We start from the raw sequence: 24,090 nt of genomic DNA, 5'->3' as shown, positions 1-24,090 counted from the left end.
GGATTGTCGGCAAAAGACGGATGATAACGCAGCCGGTGCATCGCTTTAAGACACCGACCGTACTCGCCGCACGGTCGTGCTGCGCCGGACGATGCCACACCGCCCGCCTCCGCCGATCCGAACTGCTACGATTGATGCCCAACGCTCATTACAACATCAGGACATGGGGTCGGCTCCGCAATCAATCCAGTCCCTGCTGCACATCGCCGCCCCGGATGTAGCCGATATCCTCGGGCGGGCACGTTTTCTGGCGCGCATTCGCGCCGCGCTGCTCGAGATCCTGCCCGAAGCAGCCGCGCCGCACATACAAGTGGCGGCCTACGAGAGCCACCACCTGCGGCTACATGTCGCCAGCGCCGCCTGGGCAACGCGTCTTCGCTACATGGAACAACAGCTCGCGCGCGCGCTCGCCCAGCGCATGCAGCTGCAGGTGAACGGGATTCGCATCAAGGTGCGTCCGGTCAATCTCGGGCCCTTCCGGCCCGTACAACGCGCGCGTTATCTGTCGACCGATACGCAGAAACACCTGAAACAGACTGCCGCCTATATCGACGACGCCGCGCTGGCCGAGGCCTTGCGGCGACTGGCGGCCGCCGGGCGCAGCGAACCGCCGGACTGAAACCGCCCGCGCGCCGTCAGGCGCTGGCGCGAGTCGGCACCGTATCCAGACGCGCCGTCCCCTGATCCAGGCGATACACCCGGTTCGAACGTTCGGTCAAAGCGGCGCGGTGGGACACCGCCAGGATCGTGTAATCCTTGCCCAAATCCGCCAGCGTGGCGCTCACCGCCGCCTCGGTTTCCGGATCGAGCGCGCTGGTTGCCTCGTCGAGTATGAGCAGGCGGGGCTGATGCACCAGCGCACGGGCAATGACCACGCGTTGACGCTGACCGCCCGACAACCGCCCGCCGTGCTCGCCGACATTGGTGTGAATACCGTCGGCAAGAGCGCTGATGAAGCGCCAGGCACCGGCGCGCTTGAGTGCTTCGATGGCGGCCTCCTCGGACAGGCTCTCGTCGCCGACCACTACATTGTTGTAAATCGTGTCGTGCAACAGGATCGTGTCCTGCGGCACATACCCGATCATCGAACGCCAGGCCTGGATGTCGATCTCGTCGATCGGCACGCCATCGATCAGAATCCGGCCCTCGTCGGAACGCAACAGCCCGATGATCAAATCGACCAGCGTGGTCTTGCCGGCACCGGAAAACCCGATCAGGGTGGTGAACTCGCCGGCCGGGATCCGCAGATTGATATCGCTGAGAACCTGCTTGCCCTGGTAGCCGAAACCCACGTCCTCCAGCGTGACGCCCTGCTCCAGGCTCGGCTGACGGCTGCCGAACGGCATCTCCCGAGCCGCCTGGGCATTTTCGATCTGCTCGTACATGGCCCAGTAAAACGCCTCACGCGATGCCATCTTCTGGTATTCCTGCTGCACCTTGCTCAAACGCGTCAGCATGCGCGCAAGCACAATGGTGAGCACCATGATCTCGGACAGCTGCAACTTCCAGATCAGCAGCGAAGCCCCGACGCCGGCGACCAGAACCGCCCCGATCAGCAATTCCTGGAGTGCCTTGAGCGCCTCCTGGGCCATGACCCGGGTCCGCAGGGCGCTGTTCAGCTCACGTGTCTGGCGCTCCAGCATGCGATCGATCTGGCCTTCTCTCGCCATCGACTTCAACGGCTTGAGCGAAGCCAGTGAATCGGTCAACAATGCCATCAGTTGCTGGAACGAATTCGTTTGGCGCGCACCGGCATCGCGCGATATGGACACCATGATCTTGAGCAGGCCGAAGATAGCCGCGCCAATGAGCATGGCCAGCACAGCGACCTTCCAGTTGATCAGCAATGCAACCGACAGGAACACGGCCGATTGCGAGGCGAGTGAGACCAGATTGGCCATGCTCTGAAAGGCATCGGCACTGTTCGAGGCCTCGGTCGAAATTGTGTTCGACAGTCGGCCGGTACGCTGACTGAGGAAGTATTCCCAGCGCGAGGACGATAGCGCACGCAGAAACTTCAACCGCCCCTCGGTGGCGATCGCCGCCACGGTATAGCCGACCTGCCGATAGGCCAAGAGGGTGAGTACGGCCTTGAACACCAGCCCCACCAGCACGATACCGATCATGGCCGCAACCGTGGGACTGATGGACAGCCAGTGCAGTCCCTGGCTGAGAAAATCCTGAGTCTTGCCGTTCACCATGTGCGACGAATTGCCGGTGGCAATCGACAGCACCGGCAGCAGTGTCGACAGGCTCAGACCTTCAGCAATGCTCGACACCACCAGACAGACCCAAACGATCAGACACTGTCCCGGGTAGCGTTTGAAAAGGTCTTGAATTATTCGCACAAAAATAAACCTACTAGCATAATATCTGTATTGTACATACAGATTTGCCCATCACGGCATCCGTCGATTCGTCCCTTGCAACTGCCGGGTAGTTTAACCCGGAAGACATGGCCTGCATTGCACTGCCGCGGCAATGCCGAAACACCAGCGCTTCCAAGCGCCGGTACATCAAATACAGAGGACTTCGTTTCCGGGAAATCCGGGAACGGCGACTCGCATGCTGTCTGGGGGCCAAAAAGTGAGCCGGCTACCCTGAATATTGGGCGCGCCCGCCCGGGCCTGATCAACGAAAAATCCGGCAGCAACCGAAAGACAGGCCGCCAGCGGGGCACATCCGGACGAGTGCGGTCGCGCCCCGTCTGTCATCGCTCCCGACTGGAGGCCAAAACTCAAGACGTTAAAGGGACGGAACCCGTTCGATTTTCACGCTCAAGCGGCATGGAGTCCGGAGCCACTGGTTTTTCAGCCCGGCGACCTGCTGGGCAGCTAACGACTCCGCAGATCCCGCCAGACCTGTCGTGCCTGCTCGAAAGGGCTCGCCGGATTCCAACCTGCGCGCACGAGTTGGCCACGCAGGTAATCGAATTCGGACAACAGCGGGCCGAGGTCGGTCACCGCAGCGTGCACGTGCGACCATCGGTCGACGAACTCGGCATCGTCGAGGCGCAGTTCGTCGTTCGCCACCTTGTTCAACAAGGTGTAGCCCTCGGCGGTCCAGCGGTTGACTTGCGGGTCGGCCCACAGGTCGTCGCGTGTGAACCGCGTGCTGGGCTTGTCCTGCTGTAGAAACCGGGTGGCGTACTCTTCGATGCCGGCACGCTCGGCCGCGCCTGTCGGCAATCCCAGATCGCGGGCAACCCGGGCGAGCTGGGCTTGCGGCGCGGCCATCATCCGGTCGAAGTCCACCACCGCGCACGGCCGCTCCATGACGGTAGCGAAATACGGAACGACATTGACCAGCCACTCCAGGTCGGACCAGACCTGACGGCCGCGCTGCGGGTTGATCCGGGCGCGCGACCGGGCCACCGACAGTGGGTTGCGCAGCGCGACGAGATAGCGCACGTCCAGATCGAGTGCATCGTGCAACTGCGCCCAGAAGGGCAGCGTGCGCAAGGTACGCGCGTATTTATAGCCCCAGAGCGGCGTGGCACCGAAGCGCGGCCGCCACAGCCCGGCGGCCTCGGCGACGAGCGATTGCAGCCCGGCCTTGTGCCACTCGGCCTCATCGATGAGACGCAGGCTGTGACCGCGAATACCGAGCCGCTGCTTGAGCTTCTTGGCAATCGCCAGACAGTCCAGGTCTTCGAAAAACCCGGTCGGATTCTTGCCGCTGCCCGCGCGCAGCTTATCGCCGAGATCGACGCCGAGCGCGGCCAGGCCGCGCGTGATCGCGCTAGTGCCGCTCCGACCAGCGCCCAGTACCACGACGACCGTGGCGCGCTCCGGATCGGGCGGCGGCGCTGCCGCGCCGATGTCGTCGCCGCGTCGTACCGGCTCAGACATCCCGGCGCGCTTCCCCCGCCAGGCGTCCCTTGAGCCGCCGGATGCCGGCGCGCAGACGATCGTTGATCACCACGATGAAAACCTTGCGATACATGCCTTCGGGGCAATTGATCTCGCGCACCCCGTGCCAGGAGCGTTCCTGGCGCTGAAACAGCAGGCTGTAGTTGCCGATGCTCTCGCCGGCGAACGCCTGATCGAAATCCGAAAAATCCGGTGCCGACTTGCGGCTGAAGCGCCCGTGGTCATCGAGAATGACGGTATCGCCGCCCCATTCCGGCTTCCAGACACTCGGCGGGCTGAAATAGAAAATATGCGAACCCAGCTTGCGTGTGGCATCGCAATGCGGCGACACCGAGCTGCCCGTCGGGGCATAGTGCCAATGGAAATTGAGCTTGAAACGGCCGCGACCGAACATTCGCTTGATAAACGCGTGGTACTGGTCGCTCTTCAGTTCCGCGACGAACTGATGCCAGGCTGGATCAATATCCAGGCTTTCGTCGTATTCCAGCGCGTAGCGGTCATGGGGCTTCTGCCCGTGCGAGCGTTTCACGCCGAAGCTGGGAACCATCTGGTCGACCGTCGGCAGGGTCTCGTACAGCTTGTCGTAGGCCGCGTCGGTCAACAGTGCCGCCGGATTGAGCCAGGGATAGGGATACGCGTTCCGGAACTCGCTGGTTTCGATCTGGGACAGTCGTTCGAAGTCAAGATATTGCATCACTTACACGCCAAGTCGCGTCAGGGGGAAGAAAGAATAAGGCCACGTCCAAATGCATTCAATTCGCGAACAGCGCCTGGATGCGAGCCACGGTAGCCGCCATGTCGTCCGGCACGGCGGCCGGGGTCGCGTTATCGACCAAACCGGCCGCCCGGAGGGTGGCATGAAAGGCGCCGAAATCGCGGCGAGGCTTCAACCAGCCCCAATACACCAGCCGCTGATGCCAGCGTGCGAGCGTGCCGGATCCACGCCTGACTTGTTTTTTCGCAGGCCATTCGAACAAACGCACGGGCCGGCCGGTGGCCGCAGCCTCGGCCGGCAGCGAGGCGCTGTCGCCGGTGACAATGAAGCGATCCGCGAGCGCCAGGAACGCGCCGTATGGGTTGTCGGCATCGCCCGATCGCCAGCGATAGATCTCCGCCGGCACGTCAATCGCTGCCACCAGGGCCTCGGCTGCCGCGGTCGGGGTACGCCGGCTGGTCGTGACCAGCAGACTCCCGCCCGCCTCGCGCGCTGCGGCATCGGCCTGCCGGCCAAGGCGCGCCGCGGTGGCGGCATCCAGCCTGTAGCTTGAGCTGTTGCCACCGACCAGCACCGCGATCCACGGGCGCGGCAACGCGGCCAGCCGGCCCTGCCAGCGATCGGCAGCCTCGGCCTGCCGCTCGGGCGCCACCACGTTGAGCGGCAGCGTGTTGCGCTGCACGTTGGGCGCATCCGGCACACGGAACTGGGCCAGCGTGACCACCAGGTCGAAATGATGCAATGGCATCTGCGTATGCAGCAGATGCACGAGTTTCGTCCGCCCGCCCGATTGTTTCTTGATCCAGCGCGCGATCGGCGCCGAGCGGCGCGAAGCCGCTATCACCAGATCGGGCCATGGCGCGGCCAGCGTATCGGCGGCCCGGTCGAGCGTGCAGGCCCGGGCGCCGATGATCGGGTTGGGCAGATGATTGAGCCGGTTCCACGACAACTGGCGTGTCTCGTAGGGCCAGCCGAGCGCCTCCGCCAGCGCGATCATCTGGGCGTTCCCGCCGGCGCCCTCGCCCAGCAGCACCCATACCCGCGGCGGCTCTGTGGCCTGCCCGCTAGCCGGCATGGATGGCCGCAATCGGCTCGGCTTCGACATCGACCCCTTGGCCGGTGGCATCCGGAATTCGCAACATGGCGCGAATACGCTGGGCGAGCCATTCGGTCTCGTGCCAGGCCGACGGCCGCCAGCACTCGAGCGCGTCATCAAGCATGCGCGCCACGCCGTGGGCCACCAACGATTCGTGCAAGGCCGCCATATCGCGCCTCGGCAGAAACACGCGCCGATCGACCAGACGCGCGCAGGCATACTGCAGCCCCTCCTGGGGCCGGCGCGAACCGCGCGCATTGAAGCGATCACGCTCGGCCTGACGTACAACCCAGTCTGCCACACGCCGCCGCAGATTTGGCCGGGCATCGGGCAGCGGTGCGATATAGACCGGTTTGCCGGCGGCCACGGCTTCGGCAATCATCGATTCCGACTCGCCGGTCACGACCAGGATATCGGCCGCAGCCAGATACCCGATATAGGGATTCTCATCCTCACCTGCGGGCTGCCAGGGCACAAACTGCGCCGCCTCGTCCAGCCGGGCGCGTATCGCCTCAGCCGCTTCGCCCCGGGTGCGACGACTGGTCAACACCGCCAACGCCCCGCCGGCCGCGGTCGTCTGCGACTGAATGCGTGCGGCGAGTGCGCCCGCCGTGGTGGCATCCAGCGCGTGCTGTGCGTTATCGCCGCCGACCAGCCAGACCACCCGGGGCGTACGATCGGCGGGAAACAGCTCGGGCCAGCGCTCGCGCGCGGCCGCGAGTTGGTTCGCGGCCACCTTGTTCGGCGGCAGGATCGTTTCAATTTGACGCGGACTGGGCGGCACGCGGAAATGACGGCAGACCACCGCGATATCCTGGGTTTCGCCGACACGGCCGCCGCGGCGACCCATGAGAACGAGCCGCGAGGCGGCTCGACTGCGCTTGCGCACGGCGCGCGCTGCCACCGCCGGCAACCATCCCGATGCCACGATCACGTCCGGCCAAGGGGCCTTCAGGTCGCCCGGCCACCCCGGGCCGCCCAGACCGACCGCATCGCGCGCCATCGCCAGGCCATGACGCAGCGGCGCCCGCACGATTTCCTTGCGCTCGACGCGCCAGCCCAGCGCTTCGGCCAGGCCCAGTGTCTGACTGCGATGCCCCGTCTTGTAGTGCAGCAGCGCCCATACCCGCGGCGTGGTCGACAGCAGCGCCCCGCCGGACCAGCGCCATACCTTCGGGGCACATGCAAGGCGCGGCTTGCGTACGACCAGGCGCCAATGCCGGGTCGGGGCGCGCCGACCGGCTGCCTCGAGCTGCTGATACCACCAGAGCGGATCGGCGGGAGTCGCGCGCTGCGCGCTATCATCCATGGCCACGGCAACAATCACCGCACGACGCGCCTGAGCGAACAGCGAATCAAGCACCCACGCCACGTCCGGATCCGGGAGCTGCGCCAGCCCATCGGCGGCCACCACATCGACCGGCTCACGCGCCGCGCCGTCGGCCAGGCTTTCCGGCCGCGCCATGCGGGCGGGCATATCGCCAAGCGTGGCCAGGCTTTCGGGGCGATCGTATCCGTAATACGCCATCGAGCCCGCCTCCGCATCCTCGATCAGGCGTTTGAAATCGGCCAGGCGCGCCGCGGACGGACTCTCGAAGCGCCGCTGCGACGCCCGCGCGGCGAAATCCGGCGTGGGATGACGCGGGCCGAACACCTGAAAACCGGCGGCATCGGCTTCACGCTCGATGCTCGACCAGATCTCGCCGGCCGGGTTCGCACGATAGACGAAGTCCTGTGGCGTCGGGCGCCAGGGCTGGCTATGGATGGTGGTGTAGTGCACCAGCCCGGACTCACCGGGCACGTACTCGGCGTCGCGCGCATTCCAGCTGTTATCCAGATCGCCCCACAATCCGGCCTCGCGCATGCGTTTTTCCAGCTCGCGATTGCCGACCTTGCGGGCGGTGGTGCCATTCCACAGATCGATCATCTTCGCGCAGTCGATCAACATGACCGACGTATCGCGGTCGTTGATCGACAGCACGCCCGCATCCCCCATGTCCAGATCGAACAGTTCGGCCGGGTCACGCAGATAGATCTGATCGGCGTCGTTATAGATCGCGCGCCCACGGCCACCGGCCAGCTCCGGGATCATGAAGCGGTAATTGGTGAAGCCCGTCAGCCAGAGCCGCCGCTCGAAACCGGCGAAATCCTTCATCAGATGGATTTCGTAGGTCCGCGACGGATCACGGACCCGCTCAACCGACCACACGAAGGCGCGTTCGGCACGAAACTGCACGGCCTCGGTGCCAAGAAAAATGCGCACGGCCGGTTTATCGCTGGGTGTGACGCCCGGCTTGGGCGGCAGCTTCAGACATAAAGGGCGGGTCTGAACGGATTCTGCGTGCCGCAGATCCCCCGCCAGGAACGTTTCAACCACCCGTTTGGTTCGAATTGCCACGCGCTCTACCTCTGCAATACCCGATTGTCGTATCTGTCACGGCCCGGCCGCGGCCTAAGCGTGCTGCTGCTCGACCGTCTCCGGCCAGCGCCGCCTGAGACAGAGCCACTGGTCTGGCTGCCGCGCGATCTTGCTTTCGAACAGGGCGTTGATCTGGCGACTCATGTCCAGCGCCTTGTCGTCGCGGCTGGCCTCGGGCTGGCTCGGCACGATCGGGGGGTGAATGTTCACACGAAACCGCCCGCCGGGCAGGCGCTCGGCCAGTATCGGCACCAAATCGCAATCAAAGCGCAACGCCAGTCGTGCCGGCGCGGTGTTGGTCATCGCCGGTTGCCCGAAGAACGACACCACTTCACCGCTGTCCAGACGGGTGTCAACGGTCATGCCGATCGACTCCCCCCGCGACAACGAGCGCATGAACATGCGCATGCCGCCATCACGCGAGACCAGCGGATTGGCAAAGGCCGCGCGCAGGCGATTCAGTGTCCGATCGACATAGGGGTTCTGTTCCGGGGCATAGATCACCGGGAGCGGGACGTCGTAATAGCGCCCGATCAACGGTGTGAGCTGCCACGGGCCGAAATGCGCCGTCACGAACACGCTCGGCCGGTCGCGGCGCGGCACGTGGGCGCCGGGCAGCACATTGAACTCGATGCGCTCATCGCGATCGCGCCACAACCGGTCGAGATTGGCCAGCTCGGCCATGGCCACGCCGACATTGGCAAACGACGCACGGGTAACCCGGTCCAGCTCCTCGCCGCCGGCCTCCGGGAACACCACGCGCAGGTTGCGGCGCACCTTCTCGACCCGCGGCGACAGACGCCCGAAGCCTTCCCCGAGCACTGCGCCGAACGCAAATGCGGTTTTCAACGGCAGTACGCGCAACAGGCCGATGAGGCTCTTCAGCAACGCCGCCTCACTCCACCACATCAAGCGACGTCGCCATGTGCCGACTTCGTGACTACGCCGGCCCGAAAAATAGAATCGCGCCATGGATCATCCCCTCATCGATCGATTGCCTTTAGCGTCCGGATCGACGTTTGCTCCCCATCGATCTAGGCCGTGGCCGCCCGGTAGCGCGCTTCCCATGCCCGCTGGTTGGCCATGGCATCGCGAAAATACGCGGTGCGCTTGAGCGCCGCGATCATGGCCCGCGACACGGCCCGGCCCGGCAGCCCCATGGGCCGCTCGATATCGAACAACAGGACAGCGCGCTCGCCGTCCGTCTTGTTCCAGACTTCATGCCGATAGGTATCATCGAAAAAGAACATACCGCCTTCCTTCCAGTGGCAGTCTACGTCCTCAACCTGAATCAGACATGGCTCGGACGAATCGGGCACCCGCAGCCCGATATGGCAGCGGACCAGTCCCTTGGTCACACCGCGATGACGCGGAATATGCTTGCCGGGTCCGAGGATCGAGAAGAAGGCATTCGACAGACCGGGGATCTGATCGAGTGCGGCGGATGTGGCGGGACACAGCTTGCGGCCGAACTCCATGCGCTCACCGAACCCGTGCAGCCAGAACGTCTTCCACTGATCGTCAGTGGAGATGCGTGACTGATCCGGGCTGATTTCCTGGAAGCTGGGCAGCGCGTTGCGCCGCTCCAACAGTTGATCCAGTTCGTCACGCATGGCCGTCCACTGCAGGCGTACGCCCTCGGCCCAGGGGAACAAGGCGTTGTCGAGCACCGGCTCGTCCGGGATTTTGGACTGGGCGGAGAGAAAATCCATCAGCGTGCCGCGGAACAGCTTCTTGCCGAAACGCTTGACGGCCTTGCGTCGAAATCCGGCGATACCGGACGAATCAGCACTCATAAGTAGCCTCGCTGTTGTAGTCGAAATGCATGTTCACGAATCGGCGCTCCGACCTCGCCCGGCCAGCACTCGACTGTAGACCGAAAAAGGTAGCAATCGCAGTATGTTGGCGGCAAATACCAGACCAGTCGGGCCGCGCCAGTAGCGCCGACGGGCGACGATGGCCGTTGCCATCCGGGCGCTGGCGATAGACAACGGCATGCGCATTCGACCTCGACGCTTTTTCGAATCTGGCTTGGCCACGAACCCTGGTTCTAACAGTGTTACGTCGATGCCACTATGACGCAGATCAATAGCGAGGCTTTCCATGAAGTTCGCCACGCCCGCCTTGGCCGCCGAGTACGCGGCCGCGGTCGGCAATCCCCGCATCGCCGCCAGGCTGCCCATGGCCACCAGATGCCCGTGCCCGGCGGCGAGCATGTCGTCGAGAACCACGCCGACGGCGTTGGCCGTCCCCATCAAATTGAGCTGAACCGTGTCTTCCACCGCCTGCGCGTCGTAGTGCCGCACGTGGGTCGAGGATCCGCCGCCGGCGTTGGCAACCAGACGCGTAATCGGGCCGAACTCGGCCCGCACCCGATCCGCCGCCGCAGCCAGTGCGGCCCGGTCGGTCACGTCGGCGGTCACCGCCAGTGCACGCCCGCCCTCGACGGTGATGCGCCGGACCAGTTCATCCAGTTCGGCCCGGCGACGCGCCAGAACGGCGACCGTATCGCCACGCCGCGCCAATTCCAGGGCCAGAGCATAGCCAATCCCCTGCGAGGCGCCTGTTATCAGCGTCACCTCCGGACTTGCCGGACGGGGCCGGCTCATGGGCTCCGACACCCGCTATCGGCGCGCAGAAACGGCGGGAGGGGGCGGCTCACGGACGCTTACACCGCCTTGGCCAGCGGCGCACCGATATCCTTGAAGGCCGCCACGATATGATCGATCTGCCCACGGCTGTGCGCCGCACTGAGGCTCGCTCGAATCAGGCATTTCCCGGCCGGGGTGGCCGGCGGCAGCATCAGGTTCACATACACGCCGCGATCCAGCAGCCCCTGCCAGAAACCAAGCGCCGTCGCGCGCGACTCGAATATCGCCGCCACCACCGGGCCAGGCGGTGCTGCGAGTGTGAAGCCAGCGCGTGACAAACCGCGATGCAGGCGATTGGCGTTGTCCCAGATGCGATCGCGCAGACTGTTGTCATCGCGCAAGCGCGCGAGCGCCGCGCGCACCGAGGCGATCACCGACGGCACCGGGGACGCCGTGAAGATATACGGACGGCTGGCATAACGAATCATGTCGAGTTCGGGGTGCGGGCTCACACAGAACCCGCCGGCCGCGCCCAGACTCTTGCTGAACGTGCCAACCACGAAATCCACTTGATCCATCACACCGGCGGCCTCGACCACGCCGCGCCCGCGCTTGCCCACGATGCCCATGGAATGGGCCTCGTCCACCAGGATAGCAGCGCCATGCCTTTTGACCACCGCGACGATTTCGGCCAGCGGGGCCATGTCGCCGAGCATGCTGTAAATGCCCTCGACCACCACCAGCGTATGCGCCGCCGCGTCCCCAAGCCGCCCCAGCCGTTTGTCGAGATCGGCCGGGTCGTTGTGCTTGAACAGCAGCGTCCGGGCGCCGCCGAGCTTGAGTCCGTCGTAGATGCTGGCGTGGCAATCGGCATCGAGCATCACGGTATCGCGCGGGCCAGCCAAGGCCGCCAGCATGCCCAGATTGGCCTGATAACCGGTGGAAAACACGACCCCGTGGCCCATGCCGTAGAACGCGGCGAGCTCGGCTTCAAGCGCAATATGCCCGTCATAGGAGCCATTGGCCATGCGCGAACCGGTGGTGCCGGTACCCTGGGACCGCACGGCGGCGACCGCCGCCTCGACGCAATTGTCGTCGAAGGTCAGGCCGAGATAATTGTTGGTGCCGGCGAGAATCATGCGCCGCCCCCGGATCACACCCTCGCTGGCCGAAATGATACGCTCGATCGGCACCCCCAGGGGATCGATCCCCGAGGCCTCGATGTCGCGACGCACGCGGGCGATCGGCTCGAACTTGTCGAACAGACTCAGGCCGCCAGACTGTCGTTCATCGCTTTCACCAGGTCGTCCATCGTCTCGACGTCCGGCAGGAAGTTCATCGGAATCGAGGCGTCCAGCCGATCCTCGAGCTCCATCAACACTTCCATCACCTGGACCGAGTCCAGCCCCAGGTCGTCCACCAGCCGGGTCTGGGGCTCGATCGTCGTGCCCGCGGGCACGAAAGGCACGAGCAATTCGTTCAGATGGGCGTATATTTCGTCGTAGCGGTTGCTCATCGTTTGATCCGTTGTCGGGCGAAGCGCCGGCCCAGTCGCAGGTTGCGGCCAGACCCGCCTGCAGATCCAGTTGCGGTTGCCAATCGATGACGCCGGCCAGCGAGGCATTGTCGGCCACCCAGTCGGCATGACGCAGCTCGCGCAGCTTGCCCGGCGTGAACATGGGCGCCTGCCCCGCAAGGCGCGCCCAACCACTGTTGAGCGCAGCCGTAGCCCGCAGCGCGCTCACCGGCAATACCAGGCGGCGGATCGGCGCGCCGCGCAGCCGCCCCGCGATGGCCACGATATCGTCCCAGCTGTAGCCGCCGGCCTGGCCGTCGTGAATCTCGAAAATCCCGCTCGCGCGCGCGCCGCCCGCGACCCAGGCCACGATCGCGGCAGCGAGATCATGCACGTGAATCAGCGAAACCCTGGCGCGCGGATTGCCAGGAATCGGCGCGAAGCCCCGCCCCATGGCCTCGAACAACGGGGCCAGCTCGCGATCGCCCGGCCCATAGACCGCCGGCGGGCGCAGCACGAAGGCCGGCACCGGCGCATCGGATTCGGCCAGCAGGCACTCCATGGTGCGCTTGCTCAGCGCGTAGTGCGACAGCGCGGGCTCGCGTGCGGCAAGGGACGACAAGGCGAGCACCGGGCAGCTAGCCCGGTGCGCGGCCGCGAACAGGCGCGCACTACCGGCCACATTGACCTCAGCGAAATCCCGATGCGACAGGCCACGAACCTGGCCGGCGCAATGCACCAGTGCATCGACGCGGTATACCAACTCGGCCAACCGCTCCGGACTCGACAGATCGCCACGCACCGGAATCGCGCCCATGGCACGGATCGCGCCAGCGGCCTCCGGCGAGCGCGCCAGCGCCTGGACCCGATGCCCGGCGGCGCGTAACGCGCCGACCGTGGCGCGCCCGATAAAGCCAGTGGCGCCCGTGACTGCTACAACCGCCACGAGACTCTAGCCGGCCTGTCGATCGCTTTCGACCACAGCCGCCTCGGCGGACGAAGTCGCCTGTCGACGCTGGAGCCGCTCGGCCAGCCGCTCGATATAGTCACGACGTGCGCCGGCCCGCGAAAGCTTGCCCGACGACGTTCGCGGCAGGGTATGCGGTTCGACCGCCTCGACCAGACACTCGACGCCACACTCGCGACGCATCAGCCCTTCCAGCCGCTTGATCAAGGCCTCGCGATCCCGCGGATCGCGCACCCGGCACTGGATGACCAGCACCGCGCCATCGCTGCCGGATTCGGACGGCGCCGCGAAGGCCAGTGCATCGCCCGGGCGCAGCTCGGGCTGGGACTCGGCCAGCCACTCGAGATCCTGCGGCCAGATGTTGCGGCCATTCACGATGATCAGATCCTTGGCGCGACCGGTAATCACGATGCGGCGACCAATGCGATAACCCAGGTCGCCGGTATTGAGCCAGCCGTCATCCGAAAGCACGCGCGCGCTCTCCTCGGGCTGTTCGAAGTAGCCGGACATGACGCTCGGGCCGCGCACATGCACGGTGCCAACCTGGCGCTCACCCAGCGCCTCACCCGCGTCGCCGCGAATCTCGAAATCGTATTCGGGCAGGATTTCGCCGCACTCGACGAAACGTGCCGCCCGCTGATCACTTTCGGACGAGGCCGGCACAGCGGCCCCGGATTCAGCCAACGCCTCGGCGTCGACATGATCAACCGCCAACCCTCGGTCCAGCGGCGCAAAACTGATCGCCAGCGAACACTCGGCCATGCCATAGCACGCCACGAAAGCCCGGCGATCGAACTTGGCGGGCGCCAGAGTATCGGCGAAACGATCCAGCGAGTCCGGCCGAATGGTTTCCGCGCCGGCACCGGCAATCCGCCAGCTCGACAGGTCGAAATCGTCGGCATTGTGCCGGATACGGCGCGAGCACAGCTCATAGCCGAACGACGGGCTGAACGAAATCGTGCCGCGATTGCGGCTGATCAGCGACAACCACTGACGCGGACGCATCGCGAAATCGCGCGTCGCCAGATAATCGACCGATCGTTGCGAGGTCAGCGCGGCCAGCATGAAACCGACCAACCCCATGTCGTGGTACAGCGGCAGCCACGACACCAGACGATCGTCGGCGCGCATCTGCACGCCCAATTCCAGAATACTGGACAGATTCTGCATCACCTGGGCCTGGGAGATCACTACCCCGCGCGGAAACTGCGTGCTGCCCGAGGTGTATTGCAGATAGGCCGTACGGGTGGCGTCCGACGCCGGCCATTCAGCCTGGGCCGGCGACAACGTATCCAGGGAGTCGTAACTGCCGAGAAACGACAGCGTCATGCCATCGGCGGCGGACTCGAGAAAACTCATGAACGCCTCGGGCGCCAGGGCCACGTCGGCATGACACCCCTGAAGCAGCGAACGCAGCTGGCGGATGTAGGCATCCCGACTGCCCAGACCCACGATCACCGGCAGCGGGACAGGTACATAGCCAGCGTACTGGCATGCGAAGAAACACACCATGAAACCGGGCACGGTATCCGCGACGAGCGCAACACGCGCGCCCTCGCCCAGATTGAGCGACATCAACCGCTGCGCCGTATCGCGCGCTCGGCGGCGCAGATCGGCATAGCTGAGCACGTCGGACAATTCACCGCGACCGGTATAGAAATTGAAACCCGTCTCGCCTTCGCCCGCGTAGTCGAGCGCGTCTCCAAGCGAGGCGAAATCGCCCCGACGCATCGATAGCCACTGTTCCGTGGGCGTTGGCTTGATCATCGATTTACCTGTTTTCTGAACGAACGTGGGGCAACCCCAAACGTAAGTGGCGTTGTCATATCGCAAGCGTGGGACGGGACGGCCCACGTCGGCATCATGGCCGCCACCGACCGCCCGCCGATAAAATTCGACTGGCCGCCAGCCTGGCTGACAGACACTCCAACCGACGCATTTATTGTCGAGAACCGCACCGGCACACAGCCTGAACGGCCCGGCCCCCGATCGACCATTGTTGCACGTGCCATCAATCCTCAAATTTTACTGCAAATCGGCGGCTTTTGCACTAGGCATGAAGCGCCGACGAGCTTGTGAAGGGGTGAATGCGAGGGCACCGCGGGTTGTCGGGTCACCGACAACGGGGTCTACGCCGCTCGACTGCGCGCGGATGCTGCCAGAGCGGTCATTAATTTTCCGTTAAAATAGAAATACCGGGACGTTAACGCGGCACGGCCGGTGCGGCCGGCCCGGGCATGCATTGGTCGCTGGACATACTCCTGACGTATATTGCCCGCGCGAGAACGACCGGGACCCACTCATGGCAGTTAGCGAACAATCCTCCTCCGTCACCATCACGCCGATCGCGTCGACCCGCGATCTCAAGCGCTTCATACGCCTGCCGCACGCGATCTATGCCGATCGCAAGGAATGGCGCGCGCCACTGCATATCGAACGGCGCATGCATCTGTCGGCGAAGCACAATCCTGCGTTCGAGCACCTGGACTGGCAGGCCTGGATGGCGTGGATCGACGGGCGGCCGGTCGGCCGCATCACCGCCCAGATCGATCCGTTGCGCGAACGCGAACACGGCGACCGGGTCGGCTACTTCGGCATGCTGGAGGCGATCGACGACCCCCGGGTCTTCGCCGGCCTGCTCGCGACGGCCGAAACATGGCTGGCCGAGCGCGGCATGGACGCCGTCCACGGCCCCTTCAATCTGACCATCAACGATGAATGCGGCCTGCTCGTGGACGGTTTCGACACGCCCCCCATGATGATGATGGGCCACGGCCGCGACTACTACGCGCCCCACGTGGAAGCCGAGGGGTACAGCAAGGCCGTGGACACGCTCGCCTACTGGGTCGACCTGGCCTTCGAGCACCCGAAGGCGATGCAGCGGCTGCTCGCGCGCTATCAATCCCGCATGCGCATCCGCCCAATCGACCGCTCGCGCTATACCGAAGAACTCGACACCCTGCGCGATATCTTCAACGACGCCTGGGCCAACAACTGGGGATTCGTGCCGTTCACGGAGGCCGAATTCCGCGACATGGGCAATACACTCAAACTGCTGATCGCCGACGACCTGGTACAGATCGCCGAGGTGAACGGAACGCCGGCCGCCTTCATCGTCGGCCTGCCCAACCTCAACGAGGCCGCGCGCGATCTGGACGGGCGCCTATCTCCGGTCGCGGTGGCGAAACTGCTGTGGCGGCTCAAGGTGCGGTTCCCAAAGACTTCCCGGGTACCATTGATGGGCGTGCGCCAGGCCTACCAGGATGGCCCGCTCGGCGCCGCCCTGGCCTTCGGTGTAATCGCTGCCATGCAGACCAGCCTGCGCAAGCACGGCGCCACCGGTTGTGAGCTGTCGTGGATTCTCGAGGACAACAAGGGCATGCGCGACATCATCGAGCGTCTGGGCGCCAGCGCTTACAAGACCTATCGGATCTACCGGAAGGCACTGTGACCGGGCAGGACGCGGATACTCGCGGCTGGGTTGCCATCGTCCTCGCCGGCGACCGCGGCGCCGACGATCCCGTGGCCCGCGCCACCGGCGCCGGGTGCAAGGCAATGGCCGACGTGGCCGGCCAGCCGTTGCTGGGCCGGGTACTGGATACGCTGGCGCGCTGCGACGACATCAGCGAATGCCGCGTGGTCGGCCCGGACACCGCCATCGTCGATACCAACCCCGCATTGCGCGCGCTGATCGCCGCGGCCGATGCGCGCTGGATCGCGCCCGGGCTCTCACCCGTGGCCAGCGCCCTGGCCGCGCTCGACACCATTGCCGTCGGGCGGCCGGCGCTCATCACTACGGCCGACCACGCATTACTCACCCCCGACATGGTCGCCGCCATGTGCCGACCGGATCGCGATCTCGATCTCGGCGTGGGCCTGGTGGATTACGCGCGCGTCCGGGCGGCCTATCCCGCCAGCCGGCGCACCGCGACCCGGCTGGGCCCAGGCGCCTACTGCGGCTGCAACCTGTTCGCCGTGTACCGCCCGGCCGGGCGCCGCCTGGTCGAACGCTGGCGCCAGGTCGAGAACGAACGCAAGCATCCCGCGCGTATCGTCGCCGGCATGCTCGGCTGGGTCGCGCTGGCACGCTATGCCGCGCGCGCACTGTCACTCGAGGCTGCCTTCAACGGGCTGTCGAAACGCCATGGCCTGAAGGCCGGGCCGATACTACTGAATGAGCCCAATGCCGCCGTCGACGTTGATTCAGTCGCCGACCTGCGCCAGGTCGAGGCGATTCTGCGCGCCGGCAGCTGAGTCTTCGGCTGCGCCCGCGGCCAGCGCCTGCCGACAACTAAGATAGACTAGGCGTTTTTACTGAACGCCGATCCGCCGATGGCCGAAACCGAAGGTCTGTCCGCGTCATATCCGCAGCGTGCGCCGCGGCGACTGGGCATCATCTACAACTCGCAGAGCGGTCGCCACCGGCGGCGCTGGGGGCGACATCCGGTTCCGACCGACGTCCCCGCCATCGAGGCCAAGCAACCCGAAGATATCGCGCGCGCGGTCACCGAGCTGGCCGCGCTCGGCGTCGATACACTGGCCGTGGCCGGCGGCGACGGCACCGTGCAGTGCGTGCTCAGTCATGTGTTGCTCGACGATCTTTTCGATACGCTGCCGGTACTCGCCCTCGTGCCCACTGGCAGCACCAACATGACCGCCCGCGACGTGGGTTTCGTCGATGTACGGCGTCGCGGCTGGCAGCCCCTGCTCGACTGGGCGGCCTCGGGCGGCCGGCAAAGCCGCGCCACGATCGCCGATCGCGCCGTGCTGCGCATCCAGGCCTCGGACAGCCAACCCGCCGTATGCGGGATGTTTTTCGGTGTCGGCGCGGTGCACCACGCCGTTCAGTACACCCAGCAGAACCTGCATAGCAAAGGCCTTCGGGGCGAGGCCGGCCCGGGCCTGGCGTTCCTGCGCTTCCTCAAATCCGTAGCCCTGCAGGACCGCCGGCATTTCGCCCCGACCCGGATTCGCCTGGTCGACGACGCAGGCCGCACAGTGGACGATCCCACCTTGCTGATGGTGGCTTCGACCCTCGATCGGCTGGTCCTGAGTTTCCACCCGTTCTGGGGCCGCGAACAGGCCCCGATCGCCTGGACCACGATCAGCCAGAATGCCTCGCGCTTCCTGCTGCGCCTGCCCTTTGTCGCGCGTGGCTGGTCGCGCGGCTTCAAGGCCGCGGAAGGCGCCGGCTACGTCAGCCACAACAGCCACGAGCTCCGACTGGCGTTCGACGACGGATTCATCGTCGACGGCGAATTTTATCGCAGTCGCCCCGACGACGGCCCGGTCCGCCTGTCCGTGGCCGGCCATGTTCCCTTTCTGAGTCTCTGATCGCGCCATGGATCAACCACGTGCCGATGCCGCCGCCCTCCAGGCCATAGCCGGCCCGTGCGAAAGCGGGCAGGTCGACGCGCTCCGGCCGCTGATCGAGGCGGTGCGACGGCGTCATCGACAAGCCGTGCGCGCGATCGTGTACTACGGCTCCTGCCTGCGCGGCGGCGACCCGACCGCGGGGCTGGTCGATTTCTATGTGGTGGTCGATCGCTACCGCGCGGCGCACGCCAGTCGCGCGGCTGCCGCGGCCAACCGACTGTTGCCACCAAATGTCTATTACCTGGAGTGCGGGACCGCGGCGACGACACTGCGCTGCAAGTACGCGGTAGTCACCCTCGACGATTTGCGCGACGGCGTCGCCCGCGGCTGGCTGTCGAGTCTCTGGGGGCGGTTCGCGCAACCCGTGGCCATCGTGTACGCCGCCAATGACGGCATTCGCCAGGCGGTTCGCGCCTGTTGCGGCCAGGCCGTGATCACCCTGCTCGACCAGAGCCTGCCGGCACTGCCCCCTCCCATGCTGCCCGCCGAAGCGTTTGGCGCCGCACTCATGCTCAGTTACGGCGGCGAGTTGCGCACCGAGGGGGGCGAACGCGGCTTGCGCATCGCCGAACACGATCGCCCCGAATACGCCCGCCGTCTGCACACGGCACGCGCCCATCTGGCGTTCGAGACCGAGCAATGCGCGGACGGTCGTATTGCCTGGCGGCCAAGCGCCGCCCAACGCCGACACGCCCTTCGCGCCTGGCGGCTGCGGGCGCCCGCGGGACGAGCGGTTTCCGTCCTGCGGCTGGCCAAGGCCTGCTTCACCTTCGACAACGCAATCGACTACGCCGCCTGGAAACTGGAACGGCACACCGGGGTCGCGATCGAGGTCACCCCGCAGCTGCGGCGCCACCCGCTGATCTATGCCTGGCCGGTACTGTGGCGACTGTATCGCGACGGCGTGTTGCGCTAACGCCGACTGGGCCGCTGCGAATCAGGGCCTGCCGCCGTTTTCTCGCGTAAAGCGAGCATAACGCCCTCGCCGCGCCCGGGCAGCCTGGCTTAAAGCCTTCCACAAGCGCCATGATCAGGCCGTAACGACCAATCCGGCGCCGCGGCCAAAAAAAGAGCCGGCGCAAGGCCGGCTCGATGGGTACGGCAAGCCAGACGCCGGCGTCCACTACGCCGCGGCGGCCGCGGTCACCGGCCGGGCATTGATATAGGAGATCGGCAACGCCGCGCTGTCCTCGAAGGTAATCACCTCCCAGGCATGTTTCTGCTCAAGCAGCGCACGAACCAGCTTGTTGTTCAGACCATGGCCTGACTTGTAGCCGGAATAGCTGCCGATCAGGCCGCTGCCCAACAGATAAAGATCGCCGATGGCATCCAGGATCTTGTGCCGCACGAATTCATTGTCGTAGCGCAGGCCGTCCGCATTGAGCACGCGATAGTCGTCGAGCACGACGGCATTATCCATCGACCCGCCACGCGCCAGATTGTTCGAGCGCAGATATTCAATATCGCGCATGAAACCGAATGTACGCGCCCGACTGACCTCGCGAACGAACGAGGTGGTCGAGAAGTCGACGGTCGCCGACTGCGCCTCTTCGGCGAAGGCCGGATGATCGAAGTCGATGGCGAAGCTCACCTTGAAGCCATCGAATGGATCGAACCGCGCCCACTTGTCGCCGTCGGTCACTTCCAATGGCTGCCTGACGCGGATGAAACGCTTCGCTGCGTCGAGCTCCTGAATGCCGGCGGACTGGATCAGAAAGACAAAAGGGCCAGCACTGCCATCCATGATGGGCAGTTCGTCGGCAGACAATTCGACAATGGCATTATCGATACCGAGGCCCGCCATGGCCGACAATAGATGCTCGACAGTCTTGATGCGCACACCGTCGTCATTGACGAGCGTGGTGGCCAGGGTCGTATCGCCCACGGCAAAAGCGCTGGCCGTCACGTCGACGGCGGGATCGAGATCGCTGCGCCGGAAGACGATGCCCTGATTCGCCTCGGCGGGGCGCAGCGTCATGTAGACCTTGCGGCCCGTATGCAGCCCAACGCCTGTGGCGCGGATCGGGTTCTTGAGCGTGCGCTGTCGAAGCATGAGCGTCTTCCCTGACATTCAGCGGGTCGCGCCGGCGCGACCGTAACCTTTTCGTCACAATAAGTTGCTATCTTGCGCCGGAGTGTATTCTGGGCGTATTAATTCCGACTTAATCCGGTCGTTTCAACGCGTGAACACGCGCAAAGTCGGCCCATATGATGCGCGGCGACATGCCGCCACCGACCGATGCTGTAGATCGGCGGCGGCGTCCCGGCAACGCAATGTCGGTCGTGCGGCGTTCGTCCCCTCAGTCGGCCTGGTTGCGCAAGAACGCCGGCACGTCGAAGTAATCCATATCGACCGCCGTGCTGTCGCGATTGCCCTGGCGCGGCGACTGCCGGATCACGGTCGGACGATCCAGGTCCTCGTAACGCATCTGACCCGCCGAATCGCGCTTGATCGCCTGGGGCGCTTCGCGCTGTTCGAGCTGCTGCTGGCCCAGACCGGTGGCGACCACGGTGACCGTAATTTCGTCGCCGGCTTCCGGGTCCTCGGCCATGCCGATGATCACCTCGGCGTTGTCGCCGCCCATCTCGGCCACGACCTCGTTGACGATCTGGAACTCGTGAATGCCGAGATTCTCATCGCCGGTGACGTTGACCAACAGCCCCTGGGCGCCATGCAGCGACAGATCATCCAGCAGCGGACTGGCGAGCGCGGCCTCGGCGGCTTCGCGGGCCCGATCCTCACCCTTGGCCGAAGCCCGGCCCATCATCGCCATGCCCTGTACGCTCATGACCTTGCGCACGTCGGCGAAGTCGACGTTGAGCATGCCCGGGCGCGTGATCAGGTCGGAAATGCCCTGCACCGCGTTATGCAACACGTTGTTGGCGGCCTGGAAGGCGTTCTTGAGCGTGATCGACTTGCCGAGCGCGGTCAGTAGCTTTTCGTTCGGAATCACGATCAGCGAATCCACGAAGCCGCCGAGTTCGTCGATACCGCGTTGCGCCACTTCCATGCGCTTGCCGCGTTCGAACGGAAATGGTTTGGTCACTACGGCCAGGGTGAGAATACCCATCTCGCGGGCGATCTCGGCCACGACCGGGGCGGCGCCCGTGCCGGTGCCGCCGCCCATGCCGGCGGTGATGAACAACATGTCGGCGCCCTCGATGGATTCGCGAATGCGATCGCGATCCTCTTCGGCGGCTTGACGGCCGACGGCCGGATCCGCGCCTGCGCCCAGCCCGCGGGTAATGTTAATGCCGAGCTGGACGAGCACATCGGCGTCACAGCGTTCCAGATGCTGCGCATCGGTGTTGGCACAGATGAAATCGACACCCTTGATGCCGCCGGCGACCATCTGGTTGACGGTGTTGCCACCACCGCCACCGACGCCGATGACCTTGATTACTGCTTGTGTATTGGTCTGATCCGCGAACTCAAATACTTCTGGCATGTTGCACCTCTTGCGTTGCCCTGCTTTTCCTTGCGGAAAACCGCTTGCGTCCCTCGCGCCCCGAACGATAGCCCCGGAAACCGTGTCCTAGAAATTGCCCTGGAACCAGGCCTTCATGCGCTCCCAGACCTGAGCAAAACTGTTGTCCTGCGCCGGCACATGCATGCCACCCTTGGATTGTGTGCGATGACCGAATTCCAGCAGACCCACGCCGGTGGCATGGATCGGGTTGCGCACTACGTCCGATAGTCCCCGCACCTTCTGCGGCGTACCCAGGCGTACCGACATGTGGAAGACCTCTTCGGCCAGATCGGTCAGCCCTTCCATCTTGGAGGAGCCGCCGGTGATCACGACGCCGCCGGCCAGCAGATCCTCGAAGCCGGACCGTACCAACTCCTTGTGAATCAGCATGAACAACTCTTCGTAGCGCGGTTTGATCACCTCGGCCAGGGTGTAGCGCGACAGCCGCCGTGGCGGGCGCTCGCCGACACTCGGCACTTCGATGGCGTCGTCATCGGTGATCAGTTCCGGCAGCGCACAGCCATAGCGGATCTTGATCTGCTCGGCATGCTGGGTCGGCGTGCGCAGCGCCACGGCGATATCGTTGGTGACCTGGTCGCCGGCAATCGGAATCACTGCCGTATGCCGGATCGCGCCGTTGACGAAAACGGCGATATCGGACGTACCGCCGCCGATATCCACCAGCGCCACCCCGAGATCCTTTTCGTCGTCGGTGAGCACCGCATACGACGACGCCAGTTGCTCCAGCGACAGCTTGGACACTTCCAGACCGCAGCGCGCCACGCATTTCTGGATGTTGTGGGCCGAGGTCACGGCACCGGTGACGATATGCACCTTGGCCTCGAGCCGCACCCCGGACATGCCGACCGGCTCCTGGATACCTTCGTTGTCATCGACCGCGAATTCCTGGGGCAGCACATGCAGAATCTTCTGATCGGCCGGGATGGCGACCGCACAGGCGGCGTCGATCACGCGCTCGATGTCGGACTCGGTGACTTCCTTGTTGCGGACCGCGACAATGCCGTGCGAGTTCAGCGAGCGCACGTGCGCGCCCGAGATGCCGCAGTGCACCGACTGGATACGGCAGCCCGCCATCAGTTCGGCTTCCTCGACGGCACGCCGGATCGAGTCGGTGGTCGACTCGATATTGACCACCATCCCCTTCTTCATGCCCTTGGACGGCGCGGTGCCCAGGCCGATGATCTCGATTTCGCCGTTGTTGGACTCGGCAACGATGCACGCCACCTTCGACGTGCCGATATCCAGGCCGACGATGAGATTCTGTTCAGGCCGTTTGCTCATCCGACTGACTCCTCATGACTCGCCGAAGCGGTCTCGTGGCGACTGCCGCCCACGGCAAAACCATCGCTGTAGCGCAGGTCGACGTAACCGGCGCCGGCCAGTGCACGGCGCGCCCGCGGACGCGCAAGCGCGAAGCGAACGAAACGCTGCATGCGCGCCGCCAGCTGATCGCGACCCAACCGAAGTTCGAGCCCATCGTCGAGTCGAGCCTGCCAGTCACCGCTCGCCTTCAACTCAAGCGAGGCGAGATGTACACCATGACCGGCGAGGATACCGGATAGATGGCGATATTGTGCATAAACTTTAGCGCTGTCCTTCGCCGGCCCGTTCAGCTGGATCAATCCCTGCGGGCGCGTATCCGGCGTGAACACTTGGCCGTCGGCGGCCAGCACACTCTTGTCCCCCCAGGCCGCGACCGGCTTGTGGTCGGCAACATGCACCACCACGCCATCGGGCCAGTGGCGTGAGACGCGCACGTCGGTCAGCCACGGCCGGCTCGCGATGCGCGCCTTGAGCGCTGCCGTGTCGACATCGAAGAACGACGCCTTGAGGTAAGGCGCAGCCATCTGGGCGATCTGCTGGTCCGAAACATGAGCCGATTTGCCGCTGATGTACAGCCGGCGCGGCCCCGCGTTGTCGGGCTTGATACCCTGCCAGGTACAGGCGGCCACACCCAGCAGCACAATGGCGCCGAGGGCGCCGTCACGCAGACGCCGTGCATTGATCCATTTCATGTCCGTCCTCCCCGATCGTTGTTCTGACCGAG

At 65.2% G+C, this 24,090-nt stretch carries 20 protein-coding genes and 2 pseudogenes; 6 read left to right on the top strand and 16 right to left on the bottom strand.

Translation table 11 applies throughout. The annotated features are described in order from the left end of the window. Positions 1–163 precede the first annotated feature (163 nt). Positions 164–619, top strand: a complete 456-nt coding sequence (locus SALB1_RS11440) for a DUF721 domain-containing protein (protein WP_158590716.1) — start codon at positions 164–166, stop codon at positions 617–619. Positions 620–635: 16 nt separating this feature from the next. Here the strand turns inward: SALB1_RS11440 and SALB1_RS11435 are convergent, their stop codons facing one another. The 12 genes and pseudogenes from SALB1_RS11435 to SALB1_RS11390 all read right to left on the bottom strand — a co-directional run bounded on the left by SALB1_RS11435 (position 636) and on the right by SALB1_RS11390 (position 14,943). After that, positions 636–2,279 (bottom strand): ABC transporter ATP-binding protein, encoded by a 1,644-nt coding sequence (locus tag SALB1_RS11435; RefSeq protein WP_145961308.1) that lies wholly within the window; start codon positions 2,277–2,279, stop codon positions 636–638. 555 nt (positions 2,280–2,834) lie between these two features. Continuing rightward, the gene (locus SALB1_RS11430) at positions 2,835–3,851 is read right to left on the bottom strand and encodes a sulfotransferase family protein (protein ID WP_109993989.1); all 1,017 of its coding nucleotides are present in this window, start codon (positions 3,849–3,851) and stop codon (positions 2,835–2,837) included. Continuing rightward, a complete protein-coding gene (locus SALB1_RS11425) occupies positions 3,844–4,566 on the bottom strand; it encodes a hypothetical protein (RefSeq protein ID WP_109993988.1) in 723 nt (240 codons plus the stop codon). The genes SALB1_RS11430 and SALB1_RS11425 overlap by 8 nt, the downstream gene beginning before the upstream one ends. A gap of 58 nt (positions 4,567–4,624) precedes the next feature. Beyond that, complete coding sequence (locus tag SALB1_RS11420; protein ID WP_109993987.1) at positions 4,625–5,662, bottom strand: mitochondrial fission ELM1 family protein; 1,038 nt, start codon at positions 5,660–5,662, stop codon at positions 4,625–4,627. Continuing rightward, positions 5,652–7,946, bottom strand: a complete 2,295-nt coding sequence (locus SALB1_RS11415; RefSeq protein WP_145961307.1) for an ELM1/GtrOC1 family putative glycosyltransferase — start codon at positions 7,944–7,946, stop codon at positions 5,652–5,654. The genes SALB1_RS11420 and SALB1_RS11415 overlap by 11 nt, the downstream gene beginning before the upstream one ends. 189 nt (positions 7,947–8,135) lie before the next feature. Then, positions 8,136–9,074, bottom strand: a complete 939-nt coding sequence (locus SALB1_RS11410) for a lysophospholipid acyltransferase family protein (RefSeq protein ID WP_109993985.1) — start codon at positions 9,072–9,074, stop codon at positions 8,136–8,138. 62 nt (positions 9,075–9,136) lie between these two features. Continuing rightward, entirely contained in the window at positions 9,137–9,898 is a 762-nt protein-coding gene (locus tag SALB1_RS11405; RefSeq protein ID WP_109993984.1) for an aspartyl/asparaginyl beta-hydroxylase domain-containing protein, read from the bottom strand. Positions 9,899–9,931: 33 nt separating this feature from the next. Then, a complete protein-coding gene (locus SALB1_RS11400) occupies positions 9,932–10,711 on the bottom strand; it encodes an SDR family oxidoreductase (protein WP_109993983.1) in 780 nt (259 codons plus the stop codon). Between the two features lie 59 nt (positions 10,712–10,770). Further along, positions 10,771–11,817: pseudogene (locus SALB1_RS19720) on the bottom strand (aminotransferase class I/II-fold pyridoxal phosphate-dependent enzyme); the annotation flags it as partial. Positions 11,818–11,960: 143 nt separating this feature from the next. Next, positions 11,961–12,080 (bottom strand): hypothetical protein, encoded by a 120-nt coding sequence (locus SALB1_RS19715; protein WP_304572175.1) that lies wholly within the window; start codon positions 12,078–12,080, stop codon positions 11,961–11,963. 409 nt (positions 12,081–12,489) lie between these two features. Beyond that, a pseudogene (locus SALB1_RS19710) lies at positions 12,490–13,155 on the bottom strand (NAD-dependent epimerase/dehydratase family protein); the annotation flags it as partial. 6 nt (positions 13,156–13,161) lie between these two features. After that, positions 13,162–14,943: a fatty acyl-AMP ligase gene (locus tag SALB1_RS11390; protein WP_109993981.1), complete on the bottom strand. Its 1,782-nt coding sequence runs from the start codon at positions 14,941–14,943 to the stop codon at positions 13,162–13,164. Positions 14,944–15,039: 96 nt separating this feature from the next. Between SALB1_RS11390 and SALB1_RS18775 the strand changes: the two genes are divergently transcribed. The 5 genes from SALB1_RS18775 to SALB1_RS11370 all read left to right on the top strand — a co-directional run bounded on the left by SALB1_RS18775 (position 15,040) and on the right by SALB1_RS11370 (position 19,468). Next, positions 15,040–15,255, top strand: coding sequence for a hypothetical protein (locus SALB1_RS18775; protein ID WP_145961306.1), 216 nt, complete (start codon positions 15,040–15,042; stop codon positions 15,253–15,255). Positions 15,256–15,478: 223 nt separating this feature from the next. After that, entirely contained in the window at positions 15,479–16,627 is a 1,149-nt protein-coding gene (locus SALB1_RS11385) for an N-acetyltransferase (RefSeq protein WP_109993980.1), read from the top strand. Continuing rightward, complete coding sequence (locus SALB1_RS11380) at positions 16,624–17,430, top strand: nucleotidyltransferase family protein (RefSeq protein WP_158590715.1); 807 nt, start codon at positions 16,624–16,626, stop codon at positions 17,428–17,430. The genes SALB1_RS11385 and SALB1_RS11380 overlap by 4 nt, the downstream gene beginning before the upstream one ends. A gap of 78 nt (positions 17,431–17,508) precedes the next feature. After that, positions 17,509–18,510: a diacylglycerol kinase family protein gene (locus SALB1_RS11375; protein ID WP_109993978.1), complete on the top strand. Its 1,002-nt coding sequence runs from the start codon at positions 17,509–17,511 to the stop codon at positions 18,508–18,510. Between the two features lie 7 nt (positions 18,511–18,517). Continuing rightward, positions 18,518–19,468, top strand: coding sequence for a hypothetical protein (locus SALB1_RS11370; protein WP_109993977.1), 951 nt, complete (start codon positions 18,518–18,520; stop codon positions 19,466–19,468). Positions 19,469–19,675: 207 nt separating this feature from the next. On the opposite strand, the gene lpxC is transcribed toward SALB1_RS11370, so the two are convergent. From lpxC to SALB1_RS11350, 4 genes are all read right to left on the bottom strand, one after another. Continuing rightward, positions 19,676–20,605, bottom strand: coding sequence for a UDP-3-O-acyl-N-acetylglucosamine deacetylase (gene lpxC, locus SALB1_RS11365; protein WP_109993976.1), 930 nt, complete (start codon positions 20,603–20,605; stop codon positions 19,676–19,678). Positions 20,606–20,852: 247 nt separating this feature from the next. Then, positions 20,853–22,001 (bottom strand): cell division protein FtsZ, encoded by a 1,149-nt coding sequence (gene ftsZ, locus SALB1_RS11360; RefSeq protein ID WP_109993975.1) that lies wholly within the window; start codon positions 21,999–22,001, stop codon positions 20,853–20,855. An 87-nt stretch (positions 22,002–22,088) separates the two neighbouring features. Next, entirely contained in the window at positions 22,089–23,324 is a 1,236-nt protein-coding gene (gene ftsA / locus SALB1_RS11355; RefSeq protein ID WP_109993974.1) for a cell division protein FtsA, read from the bottom strand. Further along, the gene (locus SALB1_RS11350; protein ID WP_109993973.1) at positions 23,321–24,058 is read right to left on the bottom strand and encodes a cell division protein FtsQ/DivIB; all 738 of its coding nucleotides are present in this window, start codon (positions 24,056–24,058) and stop codon (positions 23,321–23,323) included. The genes ftsA and SALB1_RS11350 overlap by 4 nt, the downstream gene beginning before the upstream one ends. Positions 24,059–24,090 lie beyond the last annotated feature (32 nt).

The organism is Salinisphaera sp. LB1 (genome assembly GCF_003177035.1).
Taxonomy (GTDB): domain Bacteria; phylum Pseudomonadota; class Gammaproteobacteria; order Nevskiales; family Salinisphaeraceae; genus Salinisphaera.
Note: the sequence above shows the minus strand (reverse complement) of the source record. Positions and strands in the feature narration are given on the sequence as shown.